11 protein-coding genes are annotated in these 13,975 nt (G+C 49.1%); 6 read left to right on the top strand and 5 right to left on the bottom strand.

The annotated features are described in order from the left end of the window. Window position 1: 1 nt before the first annotated feature. The 4 genes from PKI34_05415 to PKI34_05400 form a co-directional block, all read right to left on the bottom strand. A complete protein-coding gene (locus PKI34_05415) occupies window positions 2-1,462 on the bottom strand; it encodes an O-antigen ligase family protein (protein ID HNS17240.1) in 1,461 nt (486 codons plus the stop codon). A gap of 42 nt (window positions 1,463-1,504) precedes the next feature. Then, complete coding sequence (locus tag PKI34_05410) at window positions 1,505-3,610, bottom strand: Wzz/FepE/Etk N-terminal domain-containing protein (GenBank protein HNS17239.1); 2,106 nt, start codon at window positions 3,608-3,610, stop codon at window positions 1,505-1,507. A gap of 84 nt (window positions 3,611-3,694) precedes the next feature. Then, the gene (locus tag PKI34_05405; protein HNS17238.1) at window positions 3,695-5,149 is read right to left on the bottom strand and encodes an oligosaccharide flippase family protein; all 1,455 of its coding nucleotides are present in this window, start codon (window positions 5,147-5,149) and stop codon (window positions 3,695-3,697) included. 20 nt (window positions 5,150-5,169) lie between these two features. After that, window positions 5,170-5,913, bottom strand: coding sequence for an FkbM family methyltransferase (locus PKI34_05400; protein ID HNS17237.1), 744 nt, complete (start codon window positions 5,911-5,913; stop codon window positions 5,170-5,172). A gap of 80 nt (window positions 5,914-5,993) precedes the next feature. On the opposite strand from PKI34_05400, the gene PKI34_05395 reads away from it, so the two are divergent. The 4 genes from PKI34_05395 to PKI34_05380 are packed head-to-tail and all read left to right on the top strand — an operon-like array spanning window position 5,994 to window position 10,047. Then, window positions 5,994-7,139 carry a glycosyltransferase family 1 protein gene (locus PKI34_05395; protein HNS17236.1) on the top strand — a complete coding sequence of 382 codons (1,146 nt, stop codon included), beginning with the start codon at window positions 5,994-5,996 and terminating at the stop codon, window positions 7,137-7,139. Next, window positions 7,136-8,431, top strand: coding sequence for a phosphoribosylamine--glycine ligase (purD, locus tag PKI34_05390; protein ID HNS17235.1), 1,296 nt, complete (start codon window positions 7,136-7,138; stop codon window positions 8,429-8,431). Before PKI34_05395 ends, purD begins: the two co-directional genes overlap by 4 nt. Further along, on the top strand, window positions 8,428-9,438 hold the full coding sequence (locus tag PKI34_05385; protein HNS17234.1) for a hypothetical protein: 1,011 nt from the start codon (window positions 8,428-8,430) through the stop codon (window positions 9,436-9,438). The genes purD and PKI34_05385 overlap by 4 nt, the downstream gene beginning before the upstream one ends. Before the next feature lie 12 nt (window positions 9,439-9,450). Continuing rightward, window positions 9,451-10,047 carry a ribonuclease HII gene (locus PKI34_05380; GenBank protein ID HNS17233.1) on the top strand — a complete coding sequence of 199 codons (597 nt, stop codon included), beginning with the start codon at window positions 9,451-9,453 and terminating at the stop codon, window positions 10,045-10,047. Between the two features lie 22 nt (window positions 10,048-10,069). Here PKI34_05380 and PKI34_05375 read toward each other — a convergent pair whose 3' ends face one another. Next, a complete protein-coding gene (locus PKI34_05375; protein ID HNS17232.1) occupies window positions 10,070-11,047 on the bottom strand; it encodes a glucosaminidase domain-containing protein in 978 nt (325 codons plus the stop codon). A 158-nt stretch (window positions 11,048-11,205) separates the two neighbouring features. On the opposite strand from PKI34_05375, the gene rsmG reads away from it, so the two are divergent. Further along, on the top strand, window positions 11,206-11,826 hold the full coding sequence (rsmG, locus tag PKI34_05370; protein ID HNS17231.1) for a 16S rRNA (guanine(527)-N(7))-methyltransferase RsmG: 621 nt from the start codon (window positions 11,206-11,208) through the stop codon (window positions 11,824-11,826). 96 nt (window positions 11,827-11,922) lie between these two features. Next, entirely contained in the window at window positions 11,923-13,968 is a 2,046-nt protein-coding gene (locus tag PKI34_05365) for an oligopeptide transporter, OPT family (protein ID HNS17230.1), read from the top strand. Window positions 13,969-13,975: the final 7 nt, after the last annotated feature.

Here is a 13,975-nt window from a genome sequence, read left to right as displayed (position 1 = left end):
TCTACTCCCTTGCAGGACTATCCCCCTGAACATCAGGTTGCTGTCTTCCCTTCCGGTGGTAAAGATCCAATGCCACCAGCATTCCGATCATCGCCCAGACCGGAACGGAAGCCTTGTCCGTATCGAGGAAGTTGTTCAGTATTCCGTGGATGAAATAGGTCATCAATCCCAGAAGAATGACCAGCGTAATCAGTTTCACCTCACGTGATGCTGGTTCCCTGTAAACCCTCAGCCCTGTAATGAAAAAGCTCACCACCAGTGCGACCATGATGAGCATCCCGGGCAATCCCGACTCTGCCAGGGGTCCGATGTATTCACTGTGGGCATTGCCCATGTCGCCGAAATTGGTGCTGATGATCGTTTTTTCCTTGGTTCGCTGGAAAGGAGCGTACAAAAACTGGTAGGTGCCCGGGCCCCAACCCCAGAACGGTCGTTCATTGTACATCCTCAGGGCCGATTGCCAGCGGTTGATGCGCTCCAGATTGGAAGCATCAGATGAAATATTGGAGATGGACTGCACGTGCTCAATGAAATTCGCCGAAGAATCCTGCTTGTTCTTCTCCAGTGCATCCAGGATCTCCCACTTGAACATCATGAAAATACCAATGAAAACACCAATGGTCAGAAGTATCCATCTGAACCTGATCCGCAATAAAATGACGAGGTAGATGACAACACCAGCGGCAAGGCTTACCCAGGCTGCCCTGCTGAAGGAGAGTATCAACGCCGTGATCAATACCGCCACCACACCGGAGGATGCAAGTCGCATGGTTCTGGAATACGTTTTATCAAAAATGAATCCTGTGAACACAGGGATGAACAAGGCCAGGATGGCGCCGTAGGCCGTGTGATCATTGTAAAACGGTGTCATGACCCAGTGACCGGCTTCCTCATCAAATCCCAGTTTGGAATGATTATAAATTGTGTAGGCGATCACGGCCATCAGCGGAATAATGTAAAGCCAGCTGAAAAGCTTAATGTTCTTTATTTTCCGGAAAATAAGAATGCCAAGGAAATAAAACGGGATGACAAACCAGAGGCGGGCGATCAGATATTTGAAGGAAACCAGGGGGATTTCACTCGTCAGGCTGGTAAACAGCATCCACAGCAAGCTGATCATAATGATGATGCTGACCGGATGTCGCAAAATCCTGCGGTCATAATCGTTCCTGTAAAGGATTCTCAGAAGGAACAAAACCAGAACACCGAAAAGAAGAGGCTCGGTGGGGATGGAAATCCCTATCCCAATGTCGATGTCCCTGACGTTAACGGCAAGCGGTGTGAGAAAAACGACCAGCAAAAGGACCTTGTCAAGCGTGAAGATATAAAGGAGGGCGATGATCAGCAGCAGGGGCACCAACAGGGCAAAATAATAACGCTCCGTCAAAATGAGCCCAATGGTCAGCAAAATGAACAAGGCACTGATCAGGTAGACCCATTTTAATTTATACTTCTCAATCAATTTGTTCTATTTTTTCGGATGAACAGGATAAGCCGAAAAACGTTATCCCTGGCGGACCGCTTCGTTGAGCCGGCTGTCAAAGATGACCACCAGAACAGTCGTCAGCAGCAGGGTGCTGGCCATGGTCAGAAATACAATGATCCAGCGGACAGGATATGATTTTTTATCAGCCACCACCGGCGGCGTGACGACATTGGTGTGAGTAAATGCCTTGTTGGCATCAAAGACAGCCCGGTCATAATCTTCCTGAAACTCACTGTACATACGAAGCAGATCATAAAGCCGGGTATTGTAAAAAATGAACTCTCCTCCTTTTTCCTCAATATTTTTCTTAAGTTTCAGCACCTCCGCTGTATTGATATTCCTGGCCGCATTATCTCCATCTACCGTCCGCAGGTAACCCCTGGCCACCTCACGCGTCTGATTGCCGTAATCAATGATCTCGTATTTGGTCCGTAACTCATACAGTTTGGCTTCAACCGAATCGATCTCCCTTTTCTTCTCATCCAGCATCGCTTTTGTGGCCCTGACCACTTCAATGTATTTCTCCCTGTGGGTTGTCTGGACCTTTATGTCCAATTGATGGATGATCTCGTTCACCATATCGCAGGCAAGCCTGGGATCGGTATCCGTAACGACAATCTCCACGGATTCGTACATCGTCTTGTTGATCTGGACATTCTGTCCGTATTTATACAGGATTGTTGAAGAGAAATATCTGTAGCTGGAATCAATCTTATAGTGCTTCGCCAAATTGAATTTCCGGATGATGCTGTCCTTGATGTCTTTTGAATTCAACCACTGCACCATCTGTTCAGTTTCACTTTCATCAGAATAAGGAGCAATGTTGGATGGGTAAATGATTCCGACGGATTTAAACCTGGGCTTAAGGAAGGAAGGGCCCGAGAAAATGGCCGCCAACATGCCTGCCACCAGGCAGATGATGATGATATGCCATTTCCACTTCCAGAATAATTGAAGCAGGTTTATATTACTAAAAAAATGCTCCATTTTCCATTTGTTGTTATGATTAAAGATCTTACCATGTGCACTGACTGGTTGTTTTATTTCAAAATGAGTCTTCGGGACTCTGATTCTGAAACTGATTTTTTTTTTTGGCGAGGCAGGGATGATCTCGCTTTTAGAAACATTTTCGATAACGATGATCGCCAGGATCGTCAGAAGAAAAGCTGAAATGGTCGAAACCAGCACGATAAGCCACCGGATCGGATATGACTTGCGCTCAGCTCCATAGGCCGTGCTCACAACGAATTTCTGGGGTAACTCCTCCTCAGCATCCACCTTGGCTTCTTCATATTTGCTTTTCAGCACGCTAAGCTGTTTTTTTTCATGCTCCAGGGCATCCCGCAGCGAAACGTAAGGTCCGCCATACTTGGCCAGCGTATCCAGTTTATCCTCCAGGGCGCGGATCGCACTCCTGTTGTCCTTGGCGATCTCGATGGCCAGTTGCTGGTTGATCATCTCTGCCTGGGTTTCATAATCGTGAACCCCTTTCTGGCGAAGGTAGGTCAATGAATCTTCCATCCGGTGGATTTCCGCGAGGCGCTGAACATATTCAGCCTCAACGATCTTAAATCCCTGTATGGCCCGTTGCCGTTGCATGTCGATCTTGATGGAATCGAGCAGATTGGCAATGTCATTGGCTACATCTGCTGCCAGCTGTGAATCTTTATCCATTACGGTGATCTTCACAGCATTGTATTCCGTCCGCCTGTAGGTGATATTGCTCTCATACTGCTTATACAGCCTTGTAAGCTTGTATTTTGAACCCGCATCAATTTCATAATGGTCCATAAGGTCATACTTCTCAATGATCCGGTCACGGATACGGTTCGAATTGAGGATCTGGAGCATCTGCTCGGTTTGCTCATCCTCGCCAAACTCCATGATGTCTTCTTTTCCCCCGTACGTTTCGCTCAGCAATGCCTTGGATACCGAGCTGGTTGATACGGGGTAGAGCACTACGACCGATTTATACTTGGGGGTGATAAAAAAAGGAGATGAGAAGATCAGCGAAGTTAAAAAAGCAATGGAGGTCAGGATAAAGATGGGTACTCTCCAAGCCCATAGAAACCTGACAAAATTTGATGAGTCGAAATCCCTGTTGCCCGAAAAGGTATCACTCATATGCAAAAAGACTTATAAAGGACAACAAAAATAGACTTAAATTTCAAATATGCAATGTCATTTGATGAATATCTGAATCCTTTTTCATGCCTGGGTGGTCTTACCCGTCAAAATACCGATGAGAGAAGAAAAACGGATCAGCCGCAAAGCAAATGCATAACCAAGCGAAGCCGTGACCATGACCCCGAATGCGTAACCCCACGGTTGGATCAGTGAGCGGGTAGCCAGGTTGATGACAACAAGTCCTAAAATAAACAATGCCAGGGTCAGCAGGAACCTTAACGACCATTTAAACCTGAAAACGAGCTGCACCAGGATCACCTGGGCGATGGCAGAAACAAACTGGGTGATGACACTGGCATAGGCACTTCCAACAGCAAGATACCGGGGTATGAGTATCAGATTCAGGATCAGGCTCAGCAACATGCTCCCACCCGCGATCAAATTGAGATGCATCAGGTTTCCGTTGGCTGTGAGCAGCGTACCAAAAATATAGCTCATCGAAATGGCGATGAATCCAAACATCATGATACGAAAAACGTCAGCCGACTGCTCTGCATGATCCGCCATTAAAAGTTCCATCACCTGATCGCTGTAAAAATGACATCCCAGGCTGATGATCAGGGCGACGACCATCAGCAGGGTAAAGGATAACTTCACCATTTGGGCCACCGGCTCCCTGTTCTTTAACATATTGGCAAAGATGGGCAATAAAAGCACCGCGAAAAGATAACCAATCATATTCACTGCATCCAATATCCTGAAGGAAGAGGCATAAATGGTGGCCTGCTCCTTCCCCTGGGAGGAGGACAGCAAGCGTTCGATCATCACGGGATCGATCCGGTTGTAAAATGTCATCAGCAGCACCAGCAGCGCAAACGGAAAGCTTTTTCGGAAAATCAACACAATGAAAGGCCAGTTCCAGGTCAGCTTACGGAAGGCTGCCTTCCTGATCACGATCACCAGGGCGACCAGCGCGGTCAGACCGTACGAAGCAGTCTGCGCATAAATGAACCATTCTATCCGGAAAGGCGACGGTGCTACTCGGCTCCATAAAAGCACACCGCAGATGATGATCAACAAAACCCGGTCAAGAATGGATAAAAAACTGTCGGTTCTGAACAGCAACAATCCGGAAACGTTTGAACGGAGGTACAGGATAAAGGAAATCAAAAACTGGTTGATGCCCAAAAAGAAAAGGTAACGCAGCTTAATTCCCTCGTATCCGATGATCAGGGCTGCACCGAAGGTGATAAAAAAATAAGACAGGAGAAGTAATAATTTGACAGTCAGCATACTGGAAAAATGTTTATGCAACAGCTGACTGTTCTGGGCAATGTTCCGGTTGTTAAAATTGGTGATGCCGCAATCCAGTAAAATATTGAAGAGAAAAGAAAAGTTGAAAACCACGAAATAAAGACCGTAATCGGTTCCCACCTGGTTCTGGATGGTCAGGTCAATGCCAAAAATATAAAAGGGCTTGATGAGAAGATTCAGGGAAAGTAACAGGATCAGATTGGCAAGAAATTTCTTCTGCATGGCACGTTCAGACTGGATGGCTAGTCCGGGAGGAAATAAAAATTATCCTTTTCATGGGCGACCGAATCAATCGTCATAAGCTGTTTGCGATGGAGAATGTAAGCCGAATAACCCAGTTGTTTCATCAGACCGATGGCCAACTGCCTTCGCTCATTTTTCCAGAGCTCGCAGTAGATCGCAGGTTTATGCATGCTGATCAGTTTCCTGGCTCCTTCGAGTACAAAATATTCAAAATTCTCCACATCGATTTTGATCCCCGTGATCCTGGATGAATCCGTTAAAAAACCGGTAATGGAATCCAGTTTCTGCACGGAGGCAACGAATTCATCCCCTTCCTCATTCGCCGGGGAACCATTGTCACTGGTAACGACATGGGTGAGCCCCTGCATTTTGACCGAATGAATGACCGGTCTCCGCATACGCGCCTCGCCATCAAAGTTGCCCAGGGCGGTTTCAACTACGGTGACATTCTTTATCCCGAAAAACCGGATGATCCTTTTGAGAGCCACCACGTTCTGAGGATCGGGTTCGAAGGCGTAGATGGCCGAACCCGGAAACTTACGGCCCAGGTGCGCTGTCATGATCCCGATGTTTGCACCGATGTCAAGAATGATCCCACCATCGGGCAGGATCCTGAGCAGGTGCATAAAATCGCCTTCATCTTTTTTCCAGCGTAACGTAACGATTGTAAAGAGGGAGAAAATGAAAAGATAATTCTGATAACCCAGCACAACTTGCAATACTTTTTTTATCAACGCCTTCATTAAAATTCAGATATTTGCCGCAAATTTACCATAATATTCATCTGTTCGCCGTAATAATTTCCTCTTAACCTCAATATTACGTGAAGATCGCCGTAAATACCCGGCTGTTAATAAAGAACAAACTTGACGGCATAGGCTGGTTCACCTGTGAGTCGTTCAAAAGGATCACACAGCAGCATCCCGAGCACGAGTTTTACTTTCTGTTCGACCGTTCCTATGATGAATCCTTCCTATTCTCCGGCAATGTGATCCCAGTTGTCGTTCGTCCTCCTGCACGGCATGTGCTCCTTTATACGATCTGGTTCGAGGTCTCCGTACCCGGCATGCTCCGCAAGATCAAACCCGACCTGTTCGTTTCGCCCGACGGATTCCTTTCACTGTCCACATCTGTACCTTGCGTGGATGTCATCCACGACCTGAATTTCGAACATTATCCCGAGGATCTCCCAAAACAGGTGAGCCGGTACTACCGGAACTTTTTCCCGCGCTTTGCCCGAAAGGCAGTCCGGTTAGCCACTGTTTCGTCCTATTCGAAAGGCGATATTGCCGAACGCTATGGCGTTTCCCCGGAAAAAATCGATGTGGTCTACAACGGCGCCAATACCGTCTTTTGTCCGCTGGACGAAAGGCAGCAGCAGAGCGTGAGGGATGAATACACAGGCGGCGTGCCCTACTTCATCTTCATTGGAGCGCTTCATCCGCGAAAGAACCTTGCTTCCCTGTTCACCGCATTTGACCATTTCAAAGAGCGCGTCGATTCACCGTGTAAATTATTGATCGTCGGTGCCAAAATGTGGTGGACTTCCTCCATGCGCCAGGCTTACGAATCAATGACTCATAAAAGCGATGTGATCTTCACCGGGCGGGTGGCCCTTGAGGAGCTTCACCGTATGCTGGCCTCCGCACTTGCGCTCACGTACGTTTCTTATTTCGAGGGGTTTGGAATTCCAGTTGTGGAAGCTTTTGCCTGCCACACGCCTGTCATCGCTTCCAACACCACCTCCCTGCCTGAAGTTGCCGGCGATGCAGCGCTGCTGGTAGACCCCTTTTCACCCGACCAGATCACCGAGGCATTGATGCGCATCTTTCACGAACCGGATTTAAGGAAGGAACTGGTTGCCAGAGGAAGTGAACAGGGAAATAAATTCTCCTGGGACAAAACCGCTGCACTGCTGTGGTCAACAATCGAAAAAGCACTTCATGACACTCAAATCCGTGATCTATGAACGTTTTGCTGTTAGGGTCCGGAGGCCGTGAACATGCTCTTGCCTGGAAAATGGCACAGAGCAAGCAACTCGGTCACCTTTTCATCGCTCCGGGCAATGCGGGGACAGCTCTTGTGGGAACCAATGTCCCGATGGCCGTCAGTGATTTCGAACGGATCGTTCAGTTTGTTCACCAGCAGAACATCACGATGGTGGTGGTTGGTCCGGAAGCACCCCTTGTTGAAGGAATCGCTGATTTCATCGGGAACGATCCTCTGACACGGGATGTCAGGGTGATCGGACCTGCAGCTGCCGGAGCGCGTCTGGAAGGCAGCAAAGTGTTCGCCAAGGAGTTCATGCGCCGGCACGGAATACCCACAGCCGCCAGCAGGATGTTCGACCGGGAGCACCTGGAAGAGGCGCGGCATTTTATCCAGACCAGCCGTCCGCCGTACGTTTTAAAAGCGGATGGACTGGCAGCCGGAAAAGGAGTCCTGATCTGCCAGGATACCGGGGAAGCCCTCCGCGAACTTGATGCAATGCTCATCCATGAAAAATTCGGAGATGCCAGTCACAGGGTGCTGATCGAAGAATTCCTGCAGGGCATCGAACTGTCTGCCTTCGTCATCACCGACGGCACCAGTTACCGCATATTGCCCGAGGCCAAAGACTACAAACGAATCGGTGACGGGGATACCGGCCCCAACACAGGAGGCATGGGCTCCGTCTCACCTGTGCCCTTTGCCGATGATGCGTTCAAAAAGAAATTGGAAGACAGGATCATCCGGCCCACCATCCAGGGACTCCTCACGGAAAACATTCCCTATTCCGGATTTCTCTTTTTCGGGCTGATCAAGACAAACAACGAACCCTACCTGATCGAATACAACGTAAGGATGGGAGATCCGGAAACGGAAGCCATCCTGCCCCGCCTGAAAACCGACCTGCTTGAGCTTTTTGAAGCCACTGCCAGCGGAAGGCTGGCTGAAACAACGGTTGAAATTGATCCCCGGGTATGTGCAACCGTAATGATCGCCTCAAAAGGATATCCGGGGCCTTATGAAAAAGGAAAACCGATACACCACACAGGTGACGTATCCGGTTGTATCCTGTTCCATGCCGGGACATCCCCGGGGCCGGACCCGGGTGAGATCCGCACAAACGGAGGAAGGGTGCTGGCTGTGTCCACAATGGGTGACACGCTTGAACAGGCCCTGGCCCTATCCTATAAAAATGCCCGCATCATCGCTTTCGACGGCATGTACTTCCGAACGGATATCGGAAATGACTTACTTAACGAAGTAATGAGATGATCATCCATTTTTACAGGAAACAATTTAACAGTCAGGTCATTGTCTTTTCCCTTTTCAGCATCCTGCTGTGGGTGGATGCCTTTATCTTTCCCCAGGAGGCTTCCCGGTTGTCGTTTCAAACACCGTTATATTCAGGACTGGTCATTCTTCTGGAAAAAATTCCGGCCATCCTTCAGGTCATCATCGCCTTCCTGTTGGTTGTGGCGGAGGCTGTAATTTTAAATTCATCCATGATCAATCATAAAATCATTGCAAGAACGATACTTTTACCCTATCTGATCTATTTCACGTGGATGAGTTATTCTCCTGTCGTGCAGACGGTAAATCCCGTTCTGATGGCCAACCTGTTTCTGATCCTGTCATTGAACGTGAATATGAGCATCTACCTGAAACCGGAGCCCTATAAAGAAATATTCAATGGAACCTTCCTGATATCCGTTGCCTCGCTTTTTTACCTCCCTTCCCTGATCTTTTTGATCCTGTTCTGGCTCAGCCTGATCATTTACCGGATTTCTTCCCTCCGCGAGTGGATCATCACCATCAGCGGGCTGATTGCACCTTACGTCTTTGTGGCCTTTTACTATTACTGGACAGATTCTTTCGGGGTATTTCTGGAAGATTATGTCCGGATCATGTTCCGATTCATCCCCTTCACGTTCGGGCCGATGAAACCCTGGCTCGGGGAAATATACCTGGTTTTGGGAATCGTGGTTGTACTGCTGGTGATCATCGGGTTGTTCAAAATATCGCTTGAAACAACGGAGAAGGTTATTACGGTAAGAAAGAGAATGAATGTGATCATCTACTGGACGATCATCAGCATGATCAGTTTTTTCTGGGCCGGTGAACATTTGCTGATCCACGCCTGTGTGCTTGCGGTGCCTGCAGGCATTCTGACCGCCTACTTCTTTTCGGGTATCCGACGGATAGCCGTAGCGGAGTTAAGCTTTACCATTCTCATCATCCTGATTGCTGCCATAAAGCTTTTTTTCAGGATCGAAGCATAAAGGGGATTCAATATGCTCATCAGTCATTTTTCGGATGACCTTCCGGAAGCAGGTTGCGACGAAGCAGGGCGTGGCTGCCTGGCAGGACCTGTTTATGCTGCAGCAGTGATCTTACCGAAAGGATACCGTAATGACGACCTGAATGATTCAAAAAAGCTGTCAGCAAAAAAACGGCAAACGCTTCGTGACGAAATTCTTTCCGATGCGGTCGCATGGTCGGTGGCGTTTTCCACTCCACAGGAAATCGATCAAATGAACATACTTCAGGCTTCCTTCCTTGCCATGCACAGGGCCCTTCAATCACTCGTGCCAAGGCCCGGATTTCTTCTGATCGACGGCAACAGGTTCAGGAGATATGAAGACATTCCATATGTTTGCATCGTAAAGGGCGACAGCATCTATATGTCCATTGCGGCGGCTTCCGTTCTGGCGAAAGTCTTCAGGGATGAATACATGCAAACCCTGCATGCCTCCTACCCGGTTTATCATTGGGACGACAACAAGGGCTATCCAACGGCCTTCCACAAAAAAGCGATCCGGCAAGCAGGTCTGTCGCCGGAACACCGGTTGACCTTTCACTGTAAAGAACAACTCAAACTGACGTTTTAGAATGAAAACAGAGGGTTACCCCTCAGGGTAAAGGCACATCGGGGTTCAGCCTCAGGATCCGGCCGGTGCCCGGGTGATCCGCTTTCCTCATCAGGTTCAGCTTTCGCAGCGACTTAGAGCGAACGGCGTACTGCTGCGCGATCGAATGTAATGTTTGATCCTCTTTCACCAAATGATAGTCGTAATCCGATCTTTTCTTTTTCTTTTCAAGGTAAATGACCTGACCTTCCACGAGAGATCCCCTTTTGGGAAGCTCATTGTAGTTGGGTATCTGGTAAGAATATATTCCAAAATCACGGGCAATCTGGTAATAAGAGTCATTTTTCAAGGCAAAGATGAGCTTTACACCATTGTTTTCATAGATCTTCCGAAAGGTGGACTCAAAGCTTCGCGATTCAATGCTATCGGTAACTGCCAGCTGCATGACGACAGGGGTATCCGTATCCATTGGCATTCCGTTAATGATCAGAATTTTACCTGGAACATATTGATCATCAAGTTCATCAAGGGAATAAGCTTCAATCAGCCTGATCAGTCTACCGGCATATTCCGGATTGGTGGCGTAACCGGCCGACTTCAGGCCCTTCGCCCAACCAGCGTAATCTGTCATTTCCAGGTCGAATAAAAAACGATACCTCTCCCGGGTGGATAGAAAAACCGAATGATCTGCATAGGATTCATAGGGCGAGTCATATTTTCGGAAGCATTCATTCCCGGCGTCATCATCCTTGTAATAGACCTGTCCCGTCCAGTCATTTTTGCATTTTATGCCAAAGTGGTTATGGGCCAGACGGGCAAGTTCACTGTTTCCGTTATCTGTTTCCAGCAAACCCTGGGCAAGGGTAATGCTTGCCGGTATGCGGTGCGTGTTCATTTCGTGGATCGCCATAATTCTGTATCTCCGGATGTACTCCTCCGCGGTCATCCTCTGGCTGGATTGCGAAAACAGGGATGCCGGGGTCAGGCTCCACAGGAAAAAAAGCGCCAATATTTTTTTCATTGCCTGGTTGATCAATCCGAACAAAAATATTGGTTCCGGTCCATCCAAAAAGAAATGGGCACGGATTGTTTTCTACAGGCAGTTGTTCATAAAATAAAAAATCCTACTTTCGCCCGGCAGAGCAGTTCCATTTTCGAGGCAAAGAGATCCAGGTTGTGATGGAGATCATCCTGAAATATTTCCCGGGGATCAGTGCGCATCAGCAGGAGCAATTTTCGCAATTGCATCCCCTTTACGCCTTCTGGAACGCGCGGATCAATGTCATTTCCCGCCGGGACGCCGAGAACCTCTATCTTCATCACGTCTTACATTCACTCAGTATCGCTAAGATAATGAGCTTCAAATCATTAACTCGGATCCTGGATGCCGGAACCGGAGGGGGCTTCCCTGGCATTCCGCTGGCGATCCTGTTCCCGGAGGTACAGTTCCATCTGGTGGATTCCATTGGTAAAAAGATCAGGGTGGTTGATCATATCGTCAAGGAAACCGGAATTGGAAATGTCACCACCCGGAACACCCGGATCGAGAACCTTGATGAGCAGTATGATTTCATTGTTTGCCGCGCTGTAGCTGCATTGCCTGAATTCCTGGTGTGGTGCGTGAATAAGGGGATCAAGGGTGGATCCGGTTTGCTCGCAAACGGGATCCTTTATTTAAAAGGAGGGGACGTTGCCGGGGAGATGAGCCGGTTAAACAGGCCCTATAGCGTTTACGAAATTGATTCGTTTTTCAGTGAGCCCTATTTCCGGGAAAAAAAGATCATCCACATACCCTTTTGATGCAACCTGTAACTTCACATTCAGCCAACACTTTGTCATGTCAATATTTTTTCCTTATTTAGCCTGGTCAAATCGTTCTCATTAAAATCCAAACCTATGTCAGAACAACGTAAGTATGTACCATTTGTATCTGCGGAGACCAACATGAAGGAGTTCACCATCCGGGCTCTGGTCATCGGTCTGATACTGGCTGTCGTCCTTGGGGCTGCAAATGCCTACCTGGGACTGAAAGCAGGGATGACGATTGCAGCCACCTATCCGGCCGCTGTAATTGGCATGGCGCTGATCAAAGCCATGCGGGGGACCATTCTGGAAGAAAATTTCACCCGTACGGTGGGGTCCATAGGTGAATCCGTTGCAGCAGGAGCCATTTTCACCATTCCTGCTTTTTACATCGTGTACCTGGATTCACAGCGTCAGGGTATTCCAGCGGAGGATTTCTTCACCTACGGAACCACCACGATCATCCTCATTGCCGGCGGCATTCTGGGGATCATGTTTGTGGCTCTGTTGCGCAGGGTCATGGTGGAAGACACTGAACTGGTCTTTCCGGAATCCATTGCTGCTGCTGAGATCCACAAATCAGGACAAAAGGCCAGCCGCGGATCCAGTTATCTTTTTGCAGCCATGGGCGTGGGTGGTCTGATCAAAGCCCTCGGCGAATTCAAACTTTTTTCAACATACTGGGAAAAGTTTTTCACATTTTCAAAGCAACTCATCACCGGAACCAGTTTTTCGGGTCAGGGAGGCATGATGATGGGCTCTCCGGGAATAGCTCCTGCTTACCTTGGCGTCGGCTACATCATAGGGCCAAAGCTGGCGGCGCTGAACTTCTCGGGAACGCTGCTCGCCTGGGGATTGCTAACACCGATGATCCTGTATTTCCTGGCTCCCGGTTTTGACATCCAGGCCATTGCTTCTTCGTTTATGGCCGCAGATCCATCCTTATCCGGTGCGGCGGCGATCGATAAAGCCTGGGTGGATACTGCCTATAAAGTGTGGCGTTTCATTGTCCGTCCGATCGCCATCGGAGGGATGCTGGTCAGCGCCGTGTTCACCTTGTACCGAATGAGGGCCAGCCTGGGTGCCGGTCTGAAACGCTCAGTGGGCGATGTGCGGAAAGCGGCCAAGGGAATTGAACTGAACGTTCCGCGTACGGAAAAAGACCTGCGTTTCAACTGGATCATCCTTGGCATCATCGCCGTAGCCATCGTGACCTTCCTGGTGACCAAATTCATCTTCCACGCCGACTTTCTTGTGGCCATCGTGGCAGCCACCATCCTGATCATCCTGGCATTCTTCTTTGCGGCTGTTTCCGGTTACCTGGTCGGTATCATGGGATCGAGCAATAACCCGATCAGCGGCCTGACGCTGACCGCCCTGGTAGTCACTGCACTGATCATGGTACTGTTAGGCGTTCACGGTCAGGAAGGAGTGGCCACCACCCTTGGCGTCGCGGCCATTGTCTGCGTGGGTGCAGCTGTTGCAGGTGAAATGCTGCAGGACCTTAAAGCAGGGCATATCCTGGGAGGTACTCCCTGGCGGATGCAGGTTGGCGACATTCTGGGTGTGGTCATCTCCGCCGCCGTAATGTTCTTCGTGCTGCGTTTCCTCAACGACGGCGATATCGCCAAAGGAGCGGTGGAAGGATACGAGGGGGGATTTGGAAGTACCAAACTGTCCGCACCGCAGGCCAACCTGATGGCCCTGCTCTCCCAGGGCATCGTGGGCGGCAATATGGCCTGGCCGCTGATCATCGCCGGGATGCTGATGGGATTTGCATTCATCCTGGCACAGGTCAAAAGCCCCATGCTGGTCTGTGTCGGAATGTACCTGCCCCTGGAAACTACCTTCGCCATCTTCATAGGGGGCCTCATCAAAGGCATCGTTGACTACTTTACCAAAAAGAAAGGATTTTCAGCCAGTCAGCTAACAACTGCAGAAAACACCGGCGTTCTGCTCGCATCCGGACTGATTGCCGGGGAAGCGCTCGTAGGACTGCTCTTTGCAATCTTCGCCGTCGGAAATATGTTCCCGCCGGCCATCTTTGCACACCCGAGCTACCTGGCAGGCATCGTTATCCTGCTGATCATCGGCTACATTCTGGTCAAAATACCTTTGAAGGCGGCGAAAACATCGTAATCCTATC

This window comes from Bacteroidales bacterium, assembly GCA_035342335.1.
GTDB lineage: Bacteria > Bacteroidota > Bacteroidia > Bacteroidales > JAGONC01 > JAGONC01.
This window is presented reverse-complemented; position numbering and strand designations above follow the sequence as displayed.

What these genes read in the sequence shown, in the direction of transcription:
- purD (HNS17235.1), top strand. Translation starts at nt 7,136, where the DNA reads ATGAACGTTTTGCTGTTAGGGTCCGGAGGCCGTGAACATGCTCTTGCC.
- PKI34_05385 (HNS17234.1), top strand. Translation starts at nt 8,428, where the DNA reads ATGATCATCCATTTTTACAGGAAACAATTTAACAGTCAGGTCATTGTC.
- PKI34_05410 (HNS17239.1), bottom strand. Translation starts at nt 3,610, where the DNA reads ATGAGTGATACCTTTTCGGGCAACAGGGATTTCGACTCATCAAATTTT.
- PKI34_05365 (HNS17230.1), top strand. Translation starts at nt 11,923, where the DNA reads ATGTCAGAACAACGTAAGTATGTACCATTTGTATCTGCGGAGACCAAC.
- rsmG (HNS17231.1), top strand. Translation starts at nt 11,206, where the DNA reads ATGGAGATCATCCTGAAATATTTCCCGGGGATCAGTGCGCATCAGCAG.
- PKI34_05400 (HNS17237.1), bottom strand. Translation starts at nt 5,913, where the DNA reads ATGAAGGCGTTGATAAAAAAAGTATTGCAAGTTGTGCTGGGTTATCAG.
- PKI34_05380 (HNS17233.1), top strand. Translation starts at nt 9,451, where the DNA reads ATGCTCATCAGTCATTTTTCGGATGACCTTCCGGAAGCAGGTTGCGAC.
- PKI34_05375 (HNS17232.1), bottom strand. Translation starts at nt 11,047, where the DNA reads ATGAAAAAAATATTGGCGCTTTTTTTCCTGTGGAGCCTGACCCCGGCA.
- PKI34_05405 (HNS17238.1), bottom strand. Translation starts at nt 5,149, where the DNA reads ATGCAGAAGAAATTTCTTGCCAATCTGATCCTGTTACTTTCCCTGAAT.